We start from the raw sequence: 18,610 nt of genomic DNA, 5'->3' as shown, positions 1-18,610 counted from the left end.
TTAGCCTTGTCAAATTAACAAATCCTGAATAATCTAACACATACCACAAAAGAGGGGGAAGAAACATGAGCGAAGTTGGATATGGAAATGTAGGCGGACTTGGTGGAGGATATGGTGGCTTCACGTCCATTGGTGCAATTCTGGTATTGTTTATTCTGTTGGTTATCATCTCCAAAGCTTTCTTGGTTTAATACTAGCTTTTGAATTTCCGCTAGCTTTCGCTGGCGGTTTTTTTTTGTTATATAAAGATCAATAAAAAACAATTTTAATAGGGAACTTTGTGTCATGATTAACTGACATAAAGTTCCCTACTATGATCCTACATTTCTCGCTTATACTACGGTGATCGTTCCATAATACATGTACATGCCACAATTAAAGTTGTACGTTCCAGGTTTCAGATCTTTTAGGGTAATGAAGTTATCTCCTTTTTCAAGATACACATCTATTCCTAAATCTTTAGACTGAACGCTTCTTATACATGTATAACCTGTATGTTTTATAAAATTTATTTTTGTTGGAACGCCAGCTTTTACTTCAATATTTTCTTGACTGAAACCATCTGATTTTACATCGACAGAAACAATCTGATATCCCGAATTTTCTTGAATAGAATTGGCTTGCTCACTCTGAGATTCTTGTGATTTAATTGCCGATGTATCATTCGGTTGATATTGGTAAAATAACGTTGCACCCACAGCTATAATTCCAAAAACTACAGTAAGTATACCTCCAATAAACGGCATACCAATCCCACTTTTATTTGTTTTATCGCTAGTATCCGTTTCTTGATTCGACAATTGAAGAGCAACGCTCAAAATAAAAATGAATAGGATGTCAACAAATATCATCATGATATAGGAAGGACCAATCATTACCCCGAGCATTGCTCCCATCATGCCACCCATAATTCCTGCCAACATTCCATCCAAAGCTGCCAATATACTGATAGGTTTGCCTGTGAAATATCCAGCTCCTAAGCCGAACAATATAGCGGCAATTGATGGGACTGTTAAATCACGTGGAAACACAATGCCTAATTGTACACCAAGTACAAGGCTGGACATCATGCCAATGGTCATAGCGATCATCATGCCAGGCATACCTGTAAGTTTTTCTTTTCGCTTATACGTTTTAAGAACAATGAATGCTGTAAACAGTACGACCATAACTATACTTAATATCGCTAATAACACAATCTTATTCCTCCTAATATCCTTACAGTAATGATGGTAGGTATCTACTCATTAACATTACGATCAAGATCATTCATCTCGTGTATTAATATATCAGAATTATCATAAAAACATGACTATTGTCACAGACAAGTCAAAGGATTGTCGTAATAGTATGAAGATAAATTGACATTTTGTTGATATCTCTTTCTATAATCTATGTTTAGTTCGGACATGGTCTAACCTAAATATAAGTTTCAATCTATATCAAAAAAATCAAGTGTCATTTTGGCCATTTCTTCTTTTGACTCCGTACAACTGCGTATTATCCACTTTTTCAATATACTCCATAACCCCGCAGCCACCATCGTTCTCATATAATCTTTTTCTATTTCGCTCTGGTACTCACGCTTAGTACCTATGATATGCTCCATCGCTTCCAAGTAAAGAACGTATTGGTCGTTAAGAAGTCCAAATAATTGATTTTCGATTAAAATGTGCAGAAAAACTTTATGTTTCTCCCAAAATGTGAAATAGGCAAGGGGCATTTCATGAGGCCCTAAGTTTTGATCACTAATATATTCAAAAAAATCCTGAAACATTAAATCAATGATTTCGACGAGTACAGATTCCTTGGATGTGAAGTTGCGGTAAAAGGTTTTTCTAACTAGTCCGGCTTTATCACACATCTCTGTAATCGTGATTGCGCTATAGGGTTTTTCCTGTAAAAGTTCAATTAAAGCATCACATAACCATCTCTTTGATCGTTGAGCAATAGGATTAACGCGAGTAGACATGTCACAAATCACCTCTAATGTGTAACCTCTGTCACACGTATTGACTGCTTTATAGACATCCAATTATAATCGAACCCAACAAGTTACACAAGTGTGACACTAATGGGATGCGGAGGAATTTAGGATGAACAAGTTAGTGACTTTAGCACATACCAATGAAGATTACAAAAGATTAGGGATTACGAAAGAACCTGCCAATTGGGAAGATGGTATGAGAACAGATGGTCAAGCAGGTAGTTATGAGTGGTGGTATTTTGACGCCGAATTTACAGATGGAACTAAGATTGTTGTCGTGTTTTACACGAAGTATGAGTTCGACCTCAAAGGTGAAGCATGCCCAACAATAAGGTTTGATCTGACGATGCCGGATGGTAGAAACATTTCGAAAAAACTATCCGAAGAGAAAGGTAGTACGATCCGCGCTTCCAAAGAAACATGTGATGTGAAAATTGATAGAAGTAGTATCCAATACTCCAATGGGGATTATATAATCCATTTCGTTGACGATGACATTGAATATCGCTGTACCATGAGATCTATCGTGCCCATGTGGAGACCTAAAACAGGACATATATTTTTTGGAGAAAAACAAAAGGACTTCTTCGCATGGTTCGTTGCCCAGCCTTCTGCCGATCTGGAGGCCGTACTTACTGTAAATGGACAACGTCGTGAATTAGTTGGTAATGGATATCACGATCATAATTGGGGAAACGCAGAAATGAACAAACTCATCAACCATTGGTACTGGTGCCGTGCAAATATTGGACCTTATACCGTGATATCTTGCGATATCATTGCGGAGAAAAAGTATGGTTATACACGCATGCCTATCATCATGATTGCTAGAGACGGTGTGATTCTGGAAGATCGTGAGGAGAACACGAGGATAGAACGAATGGATACGATTAAGCATCCCTTTACGAAGAAATTCATGGATAACCAATTGAAGTTTATTCAGTCCTCTGGCAATAACACTTCTTATCAAATTGAGTACCATCGGGAAGCGGATATCGTTGCAAGTTCTTTATTGGAGGGCATGAAGCTTTCTTTACCGATGCGTGTGGCTGTAAAAGTCTTGAAAATAAATCCAACGTACGTTCGTAGTATAGGGACAGTTAAGTTGACCGTCAATGAGAATGGGAAGCAAGAGGTACATCAGCAGGAAGGTCTCTGGGAACAGATGTTCTTTAGTAACATCAAAGACGCTATTATTTGTGAATAACAGGAGGAAAAGAGTTCTATGAAAGTGCTTATTATATTTGACCATCCTTACACAGCTAATTCTTCTAAGAATGTTCCTCATCATAGAAGCTATTCTGCAGCATTATTGGCTTCGGTTACTAAAGGGCTACAATCCAGTGGACACAACGTAGATCTCATTGACTTGCACGCAGATGGATTTAATCCTGTGATGTCAGGGGAAGAACTCTCGGCGTGGAGACAAAAGAAAACCCTCGATCCTCTGGTAAAAGATTATCAAAAAAGATTGCTTGCAGCGGATCACATAATCTTTATTTTCCCAATATGGTGGGAATCGATGCCTGCATCAACGAAAGGCTTTTTGGATAAAGTGTTTGCCAAAGGAATCATTTATGAGGAACCTAAAAAAGGTAGGCCCTTTGTTAGCCAGTTAAAAAAGCTTAAGGGAGTATCGCTATTAACAGTAATGGCCACTCCAGGGTTCTTCTATAGATGGATATTTGGTAATCCCATAACTAAAATACTATTTCGTGGTACATTTCGGAAAATGGGGTTTCACAAGTTGAAATGGTATAACTATGCTGGTATGGATGGTCGTACACTAGAAGTTAGAACGAAAGCATTAGAAAAAACAGAGAAGCGCTTTGCATCATTCTAGTCGATAACTCAAAATTCATTTGCAAATTGCAAGTAATGCGGTTATAATGATGACCAAGAGGTGATCATGTTGTCAGATATTCAAAATCCCAGAGAGCCGCTACAAATCATGGTCCGTCGTTTCGGCTTACTGGATAAAAATTGTTGCACGGTTGGAGAGCATGAAATATCGCTGGTTCAGAGCCATATCCTATACGAAATTGAGCATCAACATGAGCCGTCCATGCAACAAATTGCCGAAACGCTCGCCATGGATATCACAACCTTCAGTCGTCAAGTGCAGACCCTAATCAAGAAAAATTTGGTTCAAAAAACACCACTGCCTGAGGATCGGAGAGTATACATTCTCAGTTTGACAGACGAAGGGGAGTTTGTAACAACGGCTATAGATCATCGGATGAATACTCATCTGGATGAGGTTTTTTCTTTCATGACGGATACAGAAAAGGAGACCGTCATTCAATCCATTAAACTGCTCAATGAGAGCATGCTAAAATCGAAAATGTGTTGTACGCCGCTGGGGTAATGGGCTTCATTACCCCGTTACATTGCTCAAACACTTGCAAAATGCAAGTATATTTAAACATACTGGAGGTACATTGATATGAAAAACGTTGAATTCAAACAAGTTGACTCTTGCTGTGCTCCCACTTTAGAGAAAAAGAAGGTTTCCCCTTCGGAATCTTTAATCCAAGGAGAGTTAACCCATTTACCTGTTGTTATCATTGGTGCAGGACCTATTGGTTTGGCTGCAGCAGCTCATCTGATTGAAGCGGGCCAATCGTTTATTATTCTTGAGGCGGGGACTAAAGTAGGTGAGAATATCTCCCAATGGGGCCATGTTCATCTTTTCTCACCATGGCAGTATAACGTAGATAAAGCGGCTGGACGGTTGTTATCCAAGAAGGGATGGATTGCCCCTGCTCCAGATGATTTACCGACAGGGCATGAACTGCGAGATCTGTATTTACTCCCGCTCGCAGAACTTCCGGAGATTCAGTCCAATCTTCATTTAAATTCACGTGTTGTGGGGATCAGTCGCAATAATACAGACAAAATGAAAACAGCAAGCAGAGAAAAACAACCCTTTATGATCTACGTTGAAGAAGAGGGTAAGGCCAAGCGGTATGAGGCGAGAGCTATCATTGATGCTTCAGGAACTTGGGGGCATGCTAACCCTGTACTCGCCAGCGGTGTGTTGACTCCTGGGGAACAAGCTCTTCGTAACCATATATTCTATGGCATTCCGGATGTGTTTGGAGTAGATCGAGAGCGCTATACAGATAGACATATCGCAGTAGTAGGAAGCGGTCACTCGGCCTTGAATACATTACTTGATCTTGCCAAGCTCCAAAAATTAAATTCCGGTATGACACTGACCTGGATTATGAGAAAAGACCACGTGGAGGAAGCATATGGTGGAGAAGCAAGTGATCAGCTCGAAGCTCGAGGAGAACTGGGACGTCGTATTCATGAACTGGTGGATTCCGGAAAAATTACTGTTGTTACACCGTTCCATATTCAGGAACTGAAACAGGAAGGGAAGCAGATTACCATAAGCGGAGAGCAACATGGCGAGTTACAGGTGATAGCACATATTGATGAGATCATCGTGAATGCCGGAAGTCGGCCTGACTTGTCCTTCCTCAGGGAGTTACGGCTAAGTATCGACCCAACCACAGAAAGTGTGGCAACCCTTGCTCCGTTAATCGATCCGAATGTTCATAGTTGCGGCACTGTTCGTCCTCATGGGGAGAAGGAATTGCGTCATATGGAACAAGGATTGTATATTGTTGGGATGAAAAGTTATGGGCGTGCGCCAACCTTCCTGATGGCTACCGGATATGAACAAGTTCGTTCGGTGGTTGCTTTTCTGGCAGGTGACCTGGATGCAGCTACAAAAGTAGAACTGGATCTACCTGAAACGGGTGTATGCAGTCTGAAACGTCCAAAAGTACAGGTAGCCGAGCAAACAAGTGATTGTAGTTCATCTTGTTCCAATTAATATAGAATAGGTCTGATGAACCTGAAAGTGTTGGTTCAACTGTAAACCAATACTTTCAGGTTCATTTGGAATTTAAAATTGACAATAAGACTTTTGCATTATAATATAAGCATGTGCTTATATAGAGAGAAGGAGGTAAGTGATATGGATTCTATTCAAGAAGCATCGGAAAAGTTAAAATTGCTGGGGGATAAGACTCGTCTGACGATACTTACACTCCTCAAAGAACGTGAATGGTGTGTGTGTGAGTTTGTAGACATTCTGGACATGTCACAACCTGGGGTGAGTCAGCATTTGCGCAAGTTAAAGGATCAAGGCTTGGTCAAAGAGAATAAACGTGGACAATGGGTATACTACTCTTTGAATGTAGAGGATACACCTTATATTAAATCTGTGTTGGAATTAATGCCAGATTCTGCAGCCATTCTTAAGTCTTTAAATAAAGAGAACATTTCATCCGTATGTAATTAATTTTTGGGCAATATATAAGTATATTGTTATATGATTATGTAAATGTAATTAATTTGATTGGAGGCGTATATGTTTGTTTTCTACTTTTCTTGCTTGCATTATCTTTTTGATAACGTTAGTGCTCGTCATCTGGCAGCCTAAAAACCTGTCCATAGGGTGGTCTGCTTGTGGCGGAGCAATTCTGGCGTTACTTGTAGGCGTAGTTCATTTCCAGGATGTTTGGGATGTTACGCAAATGGTATGGAACGCGACACTTGCTTTTGTGGCCATTATTATCATCTCATTGATTTTGGATCGTATCGGTTTCTTCGAATGGGCAGCTTTACATATGGCCAAGGCAGCTCATGGCAGAGGTGTTCGTATGTTTGTATATGTCTCAATCTTAGGAGCTGTAGTTTCTGCTTTCTTTGCCAATGACGGAGGAGCACTGATTCTGACCCCAATTGTTCTGGCTATGGTCCGCGCACTGAATTTTGATGAGAAAAAAGTGTTTCCCTTCATTATTGCCAGCGGATTTATTGCGGATACAACTTCATTGCCACTGGTTGTAAGTAACCTCGTAAACATCGTATCTGCCGATTTCTTCGGTATTACGTTCATGGAGTATGTAGGCAGAATGTTTATTCCTAATCTGTTTTCACTGGCTGCAAGTATCGGCGTGTTGTATCTCTTTTTCAGGAAAAGCATTCCCAAACGGTTTGATGCTAGTGAACTGAAAGCACCTGTAACAGCGATCAAAGATCTGAAGATGTTCAGGTTGTCATGGATTGTACTTGGCATCCTGCTCGTCGGTTACTTTGGCAGTGAATTTGTTGGTGTGCCTGTATCTATTGTGGCAGGAGTCGTGGCTATATTCTTCCTGATTATGGCTTCTCGAAGCTCTGCTGTACCGACTAAAGTAGTCGTTAAGGAAGCGCCTTGGGCAATCGTATTCTTCTCTATCGGTATGTATGTCGTGGTCTATGGCTTGCGTAACGTGGGTCTGACGGATCTGCTGGCCGTAGCCATCCAGGCCGTGGCAGATCAAGGATTGTTTGTCGCAACGATTGGTATGGGTTTTATTGCTGCGATCATTTCATCTCTGATGAACAATATGCCTACGGTTTTGATTGACGCACTCGCCATTGACGCAACAACTGCTACGGGAACCGTTCGGGAGGCGTTGATCTACGCCAATATTATTGGTTCCGATCTAGGTCCCAAGATTACACCGATTGGTTCACTGGCAACACTGCTCTGGCTTCATGTGCTCAGCACCAAAGGCGTCAAGATTTCATGGGGCACCTACTTTAAGACAGGTATCATTATCACAGTTCCGACTCTACTCATTACGCTAGTGGGTCTATATCTGTGGTTAAGCATTCTATAAATTCAAACAACAAGGAGAAGATGATGAACATGAGCAAAAAAACACTTTATTTCCTATGCACAGGCAACTCGTGTCGGAGCCAAATGGCTGAAGGTTGGGCCAAGAAATATCTGAGTGAGGACTGGAACATTTATAGCGCAGGAATCGAAGCACACGGTTTGAATCCAAAAGCAGTGGAAGCGATGAACGAAGTAGGTATCGATATTTCAAGCCAAACTTCGGACATCATTGACTCAGAGCTACTGAACAGTGCAGATTTCGTCGTCACATTATGCGGGGATGCGGCAGATAAATGTCCAATGACCCCTCCACAAGTGAAGCGAGAACACTGGGGATTCGATGATCCCGCGAAAGCGCAAGGTACAGAAGAAGAGAAATGGGCTGTATTCCAAAGAGTTCGTGACCAGATTGGGGAGCGCATAAAGACGTTCGCTGAAACTGGCAAATAACACAAAAAGCCGGGAGTATCTTTCCCGGTTTTCACATTTGAGAGGAGTGTTTGAAATGAAAACAATGGAGATCTATGATCCTGCCATGTGCTGTTCCTCAGGAGTATGCGGTCCAGGTGTTGATCCAGAACTTATTCGTGTATCTGCTGTCGTTCATAATTTGCAAAAGAAACAATTTCAGGTATCGCGTTACAACCTGACAAGTGAGCCAGATGCCTTTGTAACAAGTCCACTGGTTGGACAGCTTCTGGCTGAAAAGGGGCCCCAGGTGCTGCCTATTATCATTGTGGATGGCCAGGTCGTAAAGGAAAAAAGTTATCCTACCAATGAAGAATTAGTTGAATGGACAGGTCTGACTAAAGAAGAACTGGTAGCCAAACCGAGAATACGTCTCGAAGTGAACACCAAATCTGAACACTAGGAAAGAAGGGTCTCAACATGTTAAACCGATTTGAACCGAGATCCATCACTCTAACTCCGTATCTATTTTTTACTGGGAAAGGGGGCGTGGGCAAGACGTCAACGGCTTGTGCAACAGCCGTATCCCTTGCCGATTCGGGAAAGCGTGTTTTGCTGGTGAGCACGGATCCAGCGTCAAACTTACAGGATGTTTTCGGCATGGCTTTATCTAATCATCCCGTACCTGTAACTGGAATCAATAATTTGGATGCAGCCAATTTGGATCCCGAAATAGCTGCGGGAGAGTACAAAGCCGAAGTGGTTGATCCATATCGCGGTGTTTTGTCAGATGCGGTTATTGCAACAATGGAAGAGCAGTTATCGGGAGCGTGTACCGTGGAGATTGCTGCTTTTAACGAGTTTAGTTCCATGCTTACCAATAAGGAACTGCGCGAACGGTACGATCACATCTTGTTTGATACAGCACCAACAGGGCACACCCTTCGTTTATTGCAATTGCCCACCGCCTGGAGCGGATTTTTATCCGAAAGTACGCATGGGGCTTCCTGCCTGGGGCCACTTGCGGGTCTGGAAGCCAAAAAAAATCTATATCAGGAAGCTGTCAAAACGTTGTCTGATCGAAATGAAACGACACTTATCCTCGTCACTCGCCCGGATGATTCTCCGTTGAAAGAAGCTGCGCGGGCATCGGAAGAGCTTCGAGAGATTGGTATTCAAAACCAGATATTAGTCGTGAATGGGTTGCTTTCTTCCGTTGTGGAGCAGGATATGGTTTCTTCCGCTTTTTACGGTCGTCAGGTGGGTGCACTAGAGAAGCTTCCTGAAGCTGTCAAACAGCTTCCAACCTATCAAATTCCACTAGCGCCGTTTAACATCACCGGGATTGAACATTTGCGACGTTTCTTTGATACTCCAAAAATTCGGTTAGTTGAAGAGGAAATCATAAATACATCATCGGCTCTGCCTTTGCAACATCTGGTAGAAGATATGGAACGTAAGGGTATCCGAGTGATCTTCACTATGGGAAAAGGGGGAGTTGGCAAAACGACTGTCGCATCGGCCATCGCAGTAGGTCTGGCAGAGCGCGGTCACCAAGTACATTTAAGCACAACTGATCCCGCTTCCCATTTGGGTCATGTGTTGGAAAAAGAGACAGACAACATCAGCGTGAGCCGTATCGATCCGAAGATCGAGTTGGAGCGATATAAGCAAGAGGTTCTGGAGCAAAACAAGGATTCGTTAGATGAAGATGCTTTAGCCTACTTGGAAGAAGACTTAAGATCCCCTTGTACAGAAGAAATTGCAGTTTTCCGTGCGTTCGCCAATTTGGTTGAACGAAGCAGTGATGAGATTGTCGTAATTGATACGGCGCCAACTGGACACACCTTGCTTCTTCTGGATGCAACGGAAGAATACCATAAGGAGATCGCACGTTCAGCAGGTGCGATACCGGCTGCTGTTCAGAATTTGCTTCCACGTCTTCGGGATCCCAACGAAACGAGTGTTGTGATTGTCACACTGGCAGAAGCTACACCCTATTATGAGGCTACCCGTTTGGAGCAAGATCTGCAAAGGGCAAATATTTCTACCAAATGGTGGGCAATTAATCAGAGCTTTGCCGCAACGGACACAACAGATCCGATTCTGCGAGGTCGAGCAATAGCTGAGAGAGATTGGATCAAGAAGATCCAGAAAGCTTCTGATGACCATACCGTGATTATACCGTGGGAACCCAAAGAAGCCGTTGGTTATGACAGCTTGAAAAAGTGGACTGAAGTTTAGAGAACGATGTGTTGCAAGAAATTAACGCGATCCGTGTAGCCATTGATCCTGAACTAGCAGCTACGGTAGAGTCAATAACTCTAGAAGTGGAGCAATACGCTGATGGATTTGGACTCGTCATTAGTGGGGGTTCAAACTGCTGTTAAACATAACGCAAAAAGCAAAGGGTACCACCGCTGGTCTGAACAGATCAGCGGCTTTTTTTATTACAATTTGAATTCATTGGCAAGAATATGATGCATAGACCATAGCTAATGATGTGGTCTCATACGTTCCTCTCCAAATCAGTTAACTATGAGCCTGACGATAAGCTTTTGGCGTCATATTGTAAGTCACTCCGAATTTTTGATAAAACGAATTCAGGTTGCTGATTTGAACCTTCTCTGCAATTTCTTGAATCGATAATGAGGTATTAGCCAAGTAATAACAAGCTAACTTCAATTTCAAAGAAACCTGAAGTTCTTTGAAATTATTTCCGGATTTTTCCTTGATAAGATAAGAAAGGTATTTCGGATGATAACCAAACTGTTTGGATAATGATGTTAAAGTGCAGTTCAAATATTCCTTTTCAATGTAGCGCAGGATATCAACTATATTGCCTGAAGAATCGTTTGATAACTGAATTTTCTGATTTTCGGAATCATCCTGATATATACGCAGCAGTTCTGTAAAAATAATCACCAGATACGAATTGATAATCTCACTTGAGTACATACGCAAGTCATAATACTCACAAAGCAAATCGGCAAACAAGCGTTTAATTTTATGGTTTCCTTTTGTACGGAAGATCAGAAAGTTATCATGATTTTGACTGTTGGATATTGCTGAAAGGATTAGGTTGGATACAATGCTTTGTTTAGCTAATCGACTGAGGAAATTACTTGATAAAAATTGGTCACTCATACTGATATTGATGACAAGATCGTTTTCCCCGATCTTGTTCTTCATACGAATAACGTCTTTATCAAAAATACAAACATCACCCTCCTTTAAAGTTATGGTTTTATCATCCACCACATAGGTGCATTCTCCTGAGTATATATAGTTCATATTGACATTGGTATGAACGTAAAGAGGAACGCTAGTAAAGCGAGAGTCCTTACTTATGGCGATTCCGGTTTCAATGACATTTAGAGGTTTAAAGCGATAGACCATATGCCCCCGGACATCTACCTGAATCATATTTTGGTAGATCGGGCTTACCGCATCCGGATTAGCCAAATACTTTTTTTCACTATCGGTGTATGATTTTAGAAAAAAATCCAATTGGTTATAGTCCATATCACTCAACCTTACCTTTTGATATAGTATAGCTTTCTTTATGATATTGTTACCGCTTCCAAAGCCTTTTACAATTTAAGTGTATCACTGGTCATACATTTTCCGCAAATTGAAAAGTGATATTAAGTCAGGGAATAGGGGGAAGAAGATATGGACTACAAGCGTACAGGAAGTAACATCATAAAAGAAATCGGGGGCAGAGAGAATGTCAACCAGTTAACGCATTGCGCTACAAGATTACGTTTTACACTCCAAGATTCAGCTAAGGCAGATCAAGAGAAGATGAAGGCAATTCCTGGTGTCCTTGGTGTGGTTAACAGCGGTGGACAGTTCCAGGTTATCGTAGGACAAGAGGTGGCGCGAATATACAATGAGATCGTTCCATTGTTAAGCGATAACACTTCTGACCAGAAAGAGATCAAAACCGAAGATTCAAACGTCTCTGCAAGAAAAGAGTCTGTCATTTCGCGTTTGTTGGGTACGATTTCTGGGATTTTCACGCCCATACTGCCTGCTATCACTGGGGCTGCAATGCTCAAAACGCTTCTCATCATTTTAACGATGACTCATCTCATGTCTAAAGAAACACAAACCTATGCCATTCTTAACTTTGTTACAGATGCGGCTTTTTATTTCCTGCCAGTTATGCTGGCATTCTCAGCAGCAAACAAATTTAAGATGAATCCAATGATGGCTGTATCCTTAGGCGGCGTTCTATTACACCCGAGTTTTGTGGCTATGGTAGAAGCCAAAGACCCTGTTTACTTTTTGGGGATACCCGTATCCTTGGTAAGCTATGGTTCATCCGTTATCCCGATTATTTTGGTGATTTGGGCTGCTTCTTATGTTGAGCGGTTTGCGGATCGGGTAACCCCAAAATCAGTTCGTTTCTTCATGAAACCGTTAATCACATTACTTGTAATGGCACCAGTTGCCCTAATTTTTATAGCTCCACTAGGTAACATCGTCGGAACATATGTTGCAGTGGGAATCAATTTTTTGAATAACCATCTCGTGTGGATTTTACCATTCATTTTTGGTATTTTCGGGCCGGTATTTATCATGCTGGGTATGCATTACGCTGTTACCATACCCATTGTCATTCAATCCATTACAACCTATGGGTTCGATATGATTGGCGCCGGATTTCTGGTAGCTAACGTTGCACAAGGCGCAGCTGCATTTGCGGTGGGCAGACATGTCAAGAATGATCCGGATTTTAAAGTATTGGCTAACTCCGCAGCTTTTACCGCTCTCCTCGGCATAACAGAGCCTGCCATTTACGGGGTGAATCTCAAGCTGAAAAAACCATTTTATGCCGTACTGGTTGCCGGAGGAATTAGTGGTTTGTTTGTTGGCCTTATGGGAGTTAAGAGACTGGCTCTTGCTCCGACTGGATTACTGACTTTGCCCATTTTTGCAGATCCAAATCATGCGATGAATCTTGTGTATGCAATTATCGGCGCCATCATCAGTTTTGTACTGTCCTACTTCTTAACAACCGTGCTGTTGAAAAAATCTAAACATTAGACTTACAATCTTACTTTTTGTTATATTTATTTGATCTTTTGACATTGTTCGATCACCTTAAGTCTTTATATGATAAGGATGAGGGTTCTGGTTAAACCCCATTCAAAAATAGAAAAATGTAAATATTGATTGGAGGATATGAATATGAGAACAGGATTTTCGGAAGATTTCTTATGGGGTGGGGCAATTTCAGCATCCCAAGCGGACGGTGCCTATGACGTAGGCGGAAAAGGTTTGGATACCCAAGACTTGCGTTATTTTGACAGCAACTGGACCAAAGAGGAGCGTGACCATCATCGTAACATCAACATGACTGGTGAGCGGTTCAAGCAAGCATTATTGGACAAAGATATGACCCATTACCCATTTCGCTGGGGAATTGATTTTTACAGCAACTATAAAGAGGATTTAAGATTGATGGAAGAACTAGGATTAAAAATCTTCCGGACATCCATTAACTGGGCTCGAATCTTTCCTAACGGTGATGATGCAGAGCCGAATGAGACAGGTATACAGTTTTACATTGATTTGTTTGATGAATGTCGCAAAAGAGGAATGAAAGTCTTTGCCACAATCCTGCATTACAATATTCCGGTTAACTTGGTTACGAAATACGGCGGCTGGAAAAATCGGCAAACCATCGAATTTTATTTGCGATATGCCAGAGTGCTGTTCGAAAGACTGGGAGATCGGGTGGATTATTGGCTGCCATTCAATGAGATCAATGCCGGCAAGTTTAACCCCTATAACGGTGTGTGCTTGATAAAAGATCAGGAAGAAGACTATGAAAATGCAATTTACCAATGTCTACATCACCAATTCATAGCGAATGCCCTAACCGTTAAGCTGGCGCACGAGATCATCCCGGGCTCTAAGGTAGGCGGTATGATTGCCCGTTTCACGACGTACCCTGCGACCTGTAAGCCGGAAGACGTAATGCAGTCCATTTTAGACGAACAATATGCCAACTATTTTTATACAGATATTATGGCGCGAGGCAAGTATCCCGCTTATATGGAACGTTACTTTAATGACAACGACATAAATATCCATAAAGAAGCTGATGACGATAATATTTTGCGGGAATACACTGTTGATTTCCTGAGTTTTTCTTACTATATGTCCATGGTAGCGACAACCGATAAAAACTGGGATCGAACCGGTGGGAACCTAGTGACAGGAAACAAAAATCCGTATCTAAAAGCAAGTGATTGGGGCTGGCAAATTGACCCGATTGGTCTGAGGGTTTCTTTAAACCAAATGTACGATCGTTATCAACTGCCCATCTTCATTGCGGAAAATGGAATAGGTGCCCTTGATGAATTGAATGAAGGCGAGATTCATGATCCTTACCGGATTGACTATCTCAAGGAACATTTCAAACAAATGAAAGAGGCTATTATTGATGGAGTTGAATTAATCGGCTATACCATGTGGGGGATTATTGATATTGTTTCCTGCGGTACGATCGAAATGAGGAAGCGTTACGGTGTAATCTACGTTGATCGGGATGACCGCGGACAGGGTACGAATAAACGATATAAAAAGGATTCTTTTTATTGGTATCAGAATTGTATCAAAAGTAACGGTGAGCATTTAGAAGATTAAAGACAGTAATGGGATTAGAGGCAGACTTCTGCTAAGGAAAAGAGGAAACAACATGTTTGGATTTAAAAGAAAACAAGAACATACAATGGAGATTTTTTCCCCAATTCAAGGTACAACTCGTTCTTTGGATGAGGTAGAAGACGAAGCTTTTTCCAGCAGAGCGTTGGGCGACGGATTTGCAGTTGAACCTTCCGAAGGGAAAGTGACAGCGCCATTTTCGGGTAAGATTGCCCATATCATGGAGAAGAGCAAGCATGCACTCATTCTTGAGCACGATTCTGGTGTTCAAATTCTAATTCATGTCGGCATGAACACGGTATCTTTAAAAGGTGAAGGATTTACTTCTCATGTACAAACCGGAGATCGTGTCGTACAAGGTCAAGTGCTGCTTGAGTTTGATATTCCTTTAATCAAGACGGCCGGTTATGACCTATTGAGTCCTGTTATTGTTCCAAACGGCCAAGAAATGGTGAAAGGGGTACAGGTTTTAGGCAAGGGACCAGACTTGATGATTGAGGTTAAGTATTGAAACCCAAGAAAACTCTCTACAGGAATTATACTTTTTTAAGAAGTAATACTAACATTTTTTAAGATAAGCAACCTGTAGCCTATTAAACGGCTACAGGTTGCTTATCGTCTAGTGGTTAAATGATGTGGTTCTCAATAATACTAATAGGACAAGCACGGACGTAATGGAGCTCTTTAGGTAGAGGGGGAATGTAAGTTTTTATGTCATATTTCTAATGATCGTTCGGTTTTTCTTTCTCTTTCTCGGTATAATATAAAGCGTTCCATCCTCGCGATACTCCGCGTAAGCTATACCCTTAATATTGTCATATCCCTGTTTTTGCATTTCGATTCGTACCTTATCCGTATCAATTTCCTTTCCTCTCATCGACATTTTCAGTAATTCCCCTTTATCAATCACTGTAATAGCAAAACTATCGGAATGTGCTTCGAGGCCCAAATCTTGGGCAGAAGGTGGTTCATATTCAGGTTTGCGAAGGACGGACAGAGACCCGTCTGTTTCTAAGACGGCATGTTTGACCTCTTGAAGCGAAAAAACATTCTGTTTTCGAAGCATGGATAGCAATTGTTTAAACTCAATATCATATTTCTTGAGCAAGCTTTGATTTACCTCTCCATTATCAATTAAAAGAACAACCCGGCCTTCTGCTACATAGCCGAATTTTACAAATCGGGTTGTTACTTTCTCAAAAAGGTAAGAGAGGGCACTCCAGACTGCCAATGCATATATAAGTTGAGATATGTTGACCTGATCATCATAAAGCGTATTCCCTACAATTTCACTGAGTACTAATGAAGATAGGAAGTCTAGTGGTGTAAGTTGGCTGAGCGTTTTTCTACCAGTAATAAAAGTGATGGCCCATAGCCCAAAAAAGCTAATCACTAGTTTGATGGTTAATTCCATAAACATATTTATCTAACCTCCCAAATGAACAAATCATTGATGAATATTTACCCGGTCGATTAGATTGAAAACATACATAACATGAAAGTTTAGAGAAAGTAAAAATGGAGCCTACTATCCTTAAGATAGTAGGCTCCATTTTTATTTTTTTCTTTGATATTGTCTGTATTGTTTTTGATCAAATGCTTTTAATTAGTTTACTGCGGTTTTAGATTTAGTGTTACCCTGCTGATTTTTTAAAGCCTCGACAGGTTCATCACTTACTTCCGCACGTTTAATGAAGAAAACTAATATTAATGCAACAATATTAATGCCAAGTGCGATATAGAATGAATATTGGATTCCGGCTAATAACGCTTCTTGGGTTAATAAAGCTTTATTGGCTGCTGTCAAAGTTGTTGGATCAACACCAGTCATTAAATCTTCAGCTTTTGTTTTTGTCACCGAATTCATAATCGTAATCAGAATAGCCGTACCAATCGAACCGGACACTTGCTGAGCTGTATTGTTGACAGCTGTACCATGTGGATTTAAGCGTGTTGGCAATTGATTCAGGCCGTTTGTCATAATAGGCATCATCACCATTGCCATACCAAACATACGCAGAGTGTACACAAGGATAATATATGTGTGAGTCGAGTCGATTTGTAGGTTTGCCAACATGTACGTTGAGATAGCTGTAATCGTAAGCCCGATTACGCCAAGAACACGTGGACCATATTTATCAAATAGTCTACCTGTAATGGGTGACATAATCCCCATGATTATCGCACCAGGCAACATCATTAAACCTGAATCAAGTGGTGTAATACCTCTTACGTTTTGTACGTATGCCGGTGTTAAAATCATTCCGGAGAACATCGCCACTGCGTTTACAATCGCAATAACAGAGCCAAGGGCAAACATCGGATACTTGTAAACCCGTAAATCCAATAATGGTGTCTCCATTTTCAATTGACGGACAACGAAAGTGATCAGGGAAATAGCTCCAACGATTAAAGTGATTAAGACAACTTGATCTGTCCAGCCATCTGAACTTGCAGAACTGAACCCATATAACAAACCACCAAAACCGATGGAAGATAATATGATCGAGAAATAGTCCAGTGTTGCATTTTTGTTTTGCTCCATTACATTTTTGGATTTCCAAATCCCTAACAGTAAACTAATGACGGCTAACGGTAAAATCATTTCGAAAAGTAAACGCCAGTCATAATACTCTACAATAAAACCTGATAATGTTGGCCCGATTGCAGGGGCTGTAATCATAACTAATCCGAAAATACCCATTGCTGTTCCGCGTTTTTCGCGTGGGAAACTTACCAGCATAATATTCATTAACAGGGGTCCCATTACGGAAGAGCCTGCTGCTTGAACCATTCTTCCTGTAAGCAATATACCAAAGTTTGGTGCAACGGCTGCTATGGCCGTACCTAAAGTGAAAATGGTCATAGAAGTAATAAACAAGCTTCTATTTGAGAAACGTGTTAATAAAAATGCTGACGCCGGAATCAATATACCACTGACCAGCATATAGCCAGTAGAAAGCCACTGGATTGTGGAATAGTCTTTAATGTTCAAATCCACCATGATGGATGGCAGCGCTACATTTAAGAGCGAGTTATTTAGAAATGAAACAAATGCACCAATAAAAAGAATCGCAATCATTAAATAGGGTGGTTTTTTTTCTTGTAAAGCTGAATCCATATATGTCTTTTCTCCTTTTTTACACTTCATTTAATCCCTTAGTCGTTTAAATATTTGTGTATAAACATCTATTTATTAAATTTTTTTAAATCCTTTTTTTAGCAGTTCCATTTGCTCACCATAATTTTTTAAAGCTTCATCATAGGTTAAATCTTTTACGAATATTTGAATAAGGTTATCAAAGGTTACAGCTATAATGATTTTTAAAATATGCTGCAATTCTCGGTCCCCTTGTATATTTAAAGTTTCCGTATTCATTAACCCAATGATAGGTAAAAGATGGCTATCCCGATTTTCTTCATAAATGTTCTTCGTAAATGTTTTTTCCGTTTTATAATTCATATTTAAAAAGGCATTTCTAAAAAAGTTTTTGTGTTCTTGATTGGTGTGATTCTGAATCATAAATTGAAATGAATCGATAAAAGCTTCGAATATATCTCCGTTGTTCTCCTTTAAAGCTGCGATAAATCGGTCACTATTTTTTTGTGAGGACTGGTTCAACAGGTAATAATACAGATCCTCTTTTTCCTCAAAGTATTGATAAAAACTTCCTCTAGAGATCCCCGCGTCTTTGATGATATTGGCAATGGATGCTTCGTGTAATGGAACTCGAGAAAATTCCCTTTTGGCACATTGAATTAAAGTGTCCTGTTTATCTTTCGATAAGTGAAAAAATGTTTTTTTGGGCAAATATGATCCTCCAATCTTATTAAGTGACACTGTGTCA

20 protein-coding genes are annotated in these 18,610 nt (G+C 40.7%); 14 read left to right on the top strand and 6 right to left on the bottom strand.

The window, feature by feature from the left end:
* Nucleotides 1–65: 65 nt before the first annotated feature.
* The gene (locus ACDJ58_RS16265) at nucleotides 66–191 is read left to right on the top strand and encodes a YjcZ family sporulation protein (protein WP_413371916.1); all 126 of its coding nucleotides are present in this window, start codon (nucleotides 66–68) and stop codon (nucleotides 189–191) included.
* 141 nt (nucleotides 192–332) lie between these two features.
* Here the strand turns inward: ACDJ58_RS16265 and ACDJ58_RS16260 are convergent, their stop codons facing one another.
* Both ACDJ58_RS16260 and ACDJ58_RS16255 read right to left on the bottom strand, forming a co-directional pair.
* A complete protein-coding gene (locus ACDJ58_RS16260) occupies nucleotides 333–1,196 on the bottom strand; it encodes a cupredoxin domain-containing protein (protein ID WP_413371915.1) in 864 nt (287 codons plus the stop codon).
* Between the two features lie 236 nt (nucleotides 1,197–1,432).
* Nucleotides 1,433–1,972 (bottom strand): TetR/AcrR family transcriptional regulator, encoded by a 540-nt coding sequence (locus tag ACDJ58_RS16255; protein WP_413371913.1) that lies wholly within the window; start codon nucleotides 1,970–1,972, stop codon nucleotides 1,433–1,435.
* 124 nt (nucleotides 1,973–2,096) lie between these two features.
* On the opposite strand from ACDJ58_RS16255, the gene ACDJ58_RS16250 reads away from it, so the two are divergent.
* The 10 genes from ACDJ58_RS16250 (at nucleotide 2,097) to ACDJ58_RS16205 (ending at nucleotide 10,471) form a co-directional block, all read left to right on the top strand.
* Nucleotides 2,097–3,194, top strand: a complete 1,098-nt coding sequence (locus tag ACDJ58_RS16250; protein WP_413371912.1) for a hypothetical protein — start codon at nucleotides 2,097–2,099, stop codon at nucleotides 3,192–3,194.
* Nucleotides 3,195–3,212: 18 nt separating this feature from the next.
* Nucleotides 3,213–3,830 carry an NAD(P)H-dependent oxidoreductase gene (locus tag ACDJ58_RS16245; RefSeq protein WP_413371911.1) on the top strand — a complete coding sequence of 206 codons (618 nt, stop codon included), beginning with the start codon at nucleotides 3,213–3,215 and terminating at the stop codon, nucleotides 3,828–3,830.
* Between the two features lie 78 nt (nucleotides 3,831–3,908).
* Nucleotides 3,909–4,355, top strand: coding sequence for a MarR family winged helix-turn-helix transcriptional regulator (locus tag ACDJ58_RS16240; protein ID WP_064640808.1), 447 nt, complete (start codon nucleotides 3,909–3,911; stop codon nucleotides 4,353–4,355).
* 78 nt (nucleotides 4,356–4,433) lie between these two features.
* Nucleotides 4,434–5,834 (top strand): NAD(P)-binding domain-containing protein, encoded by a 1,401-nt coding sequence (locus ACDJ58_RS16235; RefSeq protein ID WP_413371910.1) that lies wholly within the window; start codon nucleotides 4,434–4,436, stop codon nucleotides 5,832–5,834.
* Between the two features lie 144 nt (nucleotides 5,835–5,978).
* Nucleotides 5,979–6,305, top strand: a complete 327-nt coding sequence (locus ACDJ58_RS16230) for an ArsR/SmtB family transcription factor (RefSeq protein ID WP_413371908.1) — start codon at nucleotides 5,979–5,981, stop codon at nucleotides 6,303–6,305.
* 73 nt (nucleotides 6,306–6,378) lie between these two features.
* Nucleotides 6,379–7,674, top strand: coding sequence for an arsenic transporter (locus ACDJ58_RS16225; RefSeq protein WP_413371907.1), 1,296 nt, complete (start codon nucleotides 6,379–6,381; stop codon nucleotides 7,672–7,674).
* Nucleotides 7,675–7,703: 29 nt separating this feature from the next.
* Nucleotides 7,704–8,123, top strand: coding sequence for an arsenate reductase (thioredoxin) (arsC, locus tag ACDJ58_RS16220; protein WP_413371906.1), 420 nt, complete (start codon nucleotides 7,704–7,706; stop codon nucleotides 8,121–8,123).
* A gap of 55 nt (nucleotides 8,124–8,178) precedes the next feature.
* On the top strand, nucleotides 8,179–8,544 hold the full coding sequence (arsD, locus tag ACDJ58_RS16215) for an arsenite efflux transporter metallochaperone ArsD (protein ID WP_413371905.1): 366 nt from the start codon (nucleotides 8,179–8,181) through the stop codon (nucleotides 8,542–8,544).
* Nucleotides 8,545–8,561: 17 nt separating this feature from the next.
* Nucleotides 8,562–10,325: an arsenical pump-driving ATPase gene (gene arsA / locus ACDJ58_RS16210; protein ID WP_413371904.1), complete on the top strand. Its 1,764-nt coding sequence runs from the start codon at nucleotides 8,562–8,564 to the stop codon at nucleotides 10,323–10,325.
* A gap of 11 nt (nucleotides 10,326–10,336) precedes the next feature.
* On the top strand, nucleotides 10,337–10,471 hold the full coding sequence (locus ACDJ58_RS16205; protein ID WP_413371903.1) for a hypothetical protein: 135 nt from the start codon (nucleotides 10,337–10,339) through the stop codon (nucleotides 10,469–10,471).
* A gap of 142 nt (nucleotides 10,472–10,613) precedes the next feature.
* Here ACDJ58_RS16205 and ACDJ58_RS16200 read toward each other — a convergent pair whose 3' ends face one another.
* Entirely contained in the window at nucleotides 10,614–11,606 is a 993-nt protein-coding gene (locus tag ACDJ58_RS16200) for an AraC family transcriptional regulator (RefSeq protein WP_413371902.1), read from the bottom strand.
* A gap of 150 nt (nucleotides 11,607–11,756) precedes the next feature.
* Between ACDJ58_RS16200 and ACDJ58_RS16195 the strand changes: the two genes are divergently transcribed.
* The 3 genes from ACDJ58_RS16195 (at nucleotide 11,757) to ACDJ58_RS16185 (ending at nucleotide 15,273) form a co-directional block, all read left to right on the top strand.
* Nucleotides 11,757–13,136, top strand: a complete 1,380-nt coding sequence (locus ACDJ58_RS16195; protein WP_413371901.1) for a PTS transporter subunit EIIC — start codon at nucleotides 11,757–11,759, stop codon at nucleotides 13,134–13,136.
* Nucleotides 13,137–13,280: 144 nt separating this feature from the next.
* Nucleotides 13,281–14,744: a glycoside hydrolase family 1 protein gene (locus ACDJ58_RS16190; protein ID WP_413371900.1), complete on the top strand. Its 1,464-nt coding sequence runs from the start codon at nucleotides 13,281–13,283 to the stop codon at nucleotides 14,742–14,744.
* 52 nt (nucleotides 14,745–14,796) lie between these two features.
* The gene (locus tag ACDJ58_RS16185) at nucleotides 14,797–15,273 is read left to right on the top strand and encodes a PTS glucose transporter subunit IIA (RefSeq protein WP_413371899.1); all 477 of its coding nucleotides are present in this window, start codon (nucleotides 14,797–14,799) and stop codon (nucleotides 15,271–15,273) included.
* 198 nt (nucleotides 15,274–15,471) lie between these two features.
* On the opposite strand, the gene ACDJ58_RS16180 is transcribed toward ACDJ58_RS16185, so the two are convergent.
* The 3 genes from ACDJ58_RS16180 to ACDJ58_RS16170 all read right to left on the bottom strand — a co-directional run bounded on the left by ACDJ58_RS16180 (nucleotide 15,472) and on the right by ACDJ58_RS16170 (nucleotide 18,573).
* A complete protein-coding gene (locus ACDJ58_RS16180) occupies nucleotides 15,472–16,182 on the bottom strand; it encodes a DUF421 domain-containing protein (RefSeq protein ID WP_413371898.1) in 711 nt (236 codons plus the stop codon).
* Between the two features lie 186 nt (nucleotides 16,183–16,368).
* On the bottom strand, nucleotides 16,369–17,883 hold the full coding sequence (locus ACDJ58_RS16175) for a DHA2 family efflux MFS transporter permease subunit (protein ID WP_413371897.1): 1,515 nt from the start codon (nucleotides 17,881–17,883) through the stop codon (nucleotides 16,369–16,371).
* Between the two features lie 75 nt (nucleotides 17,884–17,958).
* Nucleotides 17,959–18,573, bottom strand: a complete 615-nt coding sequence (locus tag ACDJ58_RS16170; protein ID WP_063562634.1) for a TetR/AcrR family transcriptional regulator — start codon at nucleotides 18,571–18,573, stop codon at nucleotides 17,959–17,961.
* Between the last annotated feature and the right edge of the window lie 37 nt (nucleotides 18,574–18,610).

The organism is Paenibacillus taichungensis (assembly GCF_047302525.1).
Classification (GTDB): domain Bacteria; phylum Bacillota; class Bacilli; order Paenibacillales; family Paenibacillaceae; genus Paenibacillus; species Paenibacillus taichungensis_B.
Note: the sequence above shows the minus strand (reverse complement) of the source record. Positions and strands in the feature narration are given on the sequence as shown.

Coding starts and splice junctions, on each gene's coding strand:
- ACDJ58_RS16250 (WP_413371912.1), top strand. CDS start 2,097: ATGAACAAGTTAGTGACTTTAGCACATACCAATGAAGATTACAAAAGA.
- arsA (WP_413371904.1), top strand. CDS start 8,562: ATGTTAAACCGATTTGAACCGAGATCCATCACTCTAACTCCGTATCTA.
- ACDJ58_RS16190 (WP_413371900.1), top strand. CDS start 13,281: ATGAGAACAGGATTTTCGGAAGATTTCTTATGGGGTGGGGCAATTTCA.
- ACDJ58_RS16195 (WP_413371901.1), top strand. CDS start 11,757: ATGGACTACAAGCGTACAGGAAGTAACATCATAAAAGAAATCGGGGGC.
- ACDJ58_RS16230 (WP_413371908.1), top strand. CDS start 5,979: ATGGATTCTATTCAAGAAGCATCGGAAAAGTTAAAATTGCTGGGGGAT.
- ACDJ58_RS16235 (WP_413371910.1), top strand. CDS start 4,434: ATGAAAAACGTTGAATTCAAACAAGTTGACTCTTGCTGTGCTCCCACT.
- ACDJ58_RS16245 (WP_413371911.1), top strand. CDS start 3,213: ATGAAAGTGCTTATTATATTTGACCATCCTTACACAGCTAATTCTTCT.
- ACDJ58_RS16255 (WP_413371913.1), bottom strand. CDS start 1,972: ATGTCTACTCGCGTTAATCCTATTGCTCAACGATCAAAGAGATGGTTA.
- arsC (WP_413371906.1), top strand. CDS start 7,704: ATGAGCAAAAAAACACTTTATTTCCTATGCACAGGCAACTCGTGTCGG.
- ACDJ58_RS16185 (WP_413371899.1), top strand. CDS start 14,797: ATGTTTGGATTTAAAAGAAAACAAGAACATACAATGGAGATTTTTTCC.
- ACDJ58_RS16180 (WP_413371898.1), bottom strand. CDS start 16,182: ATGTTTATGGAATTAACCATCAAACTAGTGATTAGCTTTTTTGGGCTA.
- arsD (WP_413371905.1), top strand. CDS start 8,179: ATGAAAACAATGGAGATCTATGATCCTGCCATGTGCTGTTCCTCAGGA.
- ACDJ58_RS16200 (WP_413371902.1), bottom strand. CDS start 11,606: ATGGACTATAACCAATTGGATTTTTTTCTAAAATCATACACCGATAGT.
- ACDJ58_RS16175 (WP_413371897.1), bottom strand. CDS start 17,883: ATGGATTCAGCTTTACAAGAAAAAAAACCACCCTATTTAATGATTGCG.
- ACDJ58_RS16265 (WP_413371916.1), top strand. CDS start 66: ATGAGCGAAGTTGGATATGGAAATGTAGGCGGACTTGGTGGAGGATAT.